1 pseudogene is annotated in these 408 nt (G+C 64.2%); it reads left to right on the top strand.

What is annotated here, in order from left to right:
* Positions 1-120: 120 nt before the first annotated feature.
* Positions 121-408, top strand: a pseudogene (locus AB4Z35_RS30865) (type VI secretion system ATPase TssH); the annotation flags it as partial.

Here is a 408-nt window from a genome sequence, read left to right on the forward strand (position 1 = left end):
TGCAGAAGACGTCACCGTGCACGAGCTGGCGCGCGACGTGCCGCCCTACGGCGCCCCCGCCTCGACCTGAACACCGCCCATCGGCGGACCCATTCCCTTCCCGGCATCTGCCGTTAGACCATGACCCCATCCAGAAAGACCCTGTTCGGCAAGCTCGGCGAAACGATGTTTCGCGGCATCGAGTCGGCCACAACGTTTTGCAAGCTCCGCGGCAACCCTTACGTCGAACTGGCGCATTGGCTGCACCAGATCCTCGCGCTGCCGGACAGTGACATGCACCGCATCTGCCGCCATGGCGGCGTGGACCGCGAGAAGCTCGACGCGGATCTGGTCCGAACACTCGCCGGCTTGCCTTCCGGCGCCAGCTCGATCAGCGATTTCTCGAACCATATCGACATCGCCATCGAG

This window comes from Pseudomonas sp. KB_15 (assembly GCF_052114525.1).
In the GTDB taxonomy this organism is placed as follows: Bacteria; Pseudomonadota; Gammaproteobacteria; order Pseudomonadales; family Pseudomonadaceae; genus Aquipseudomonas.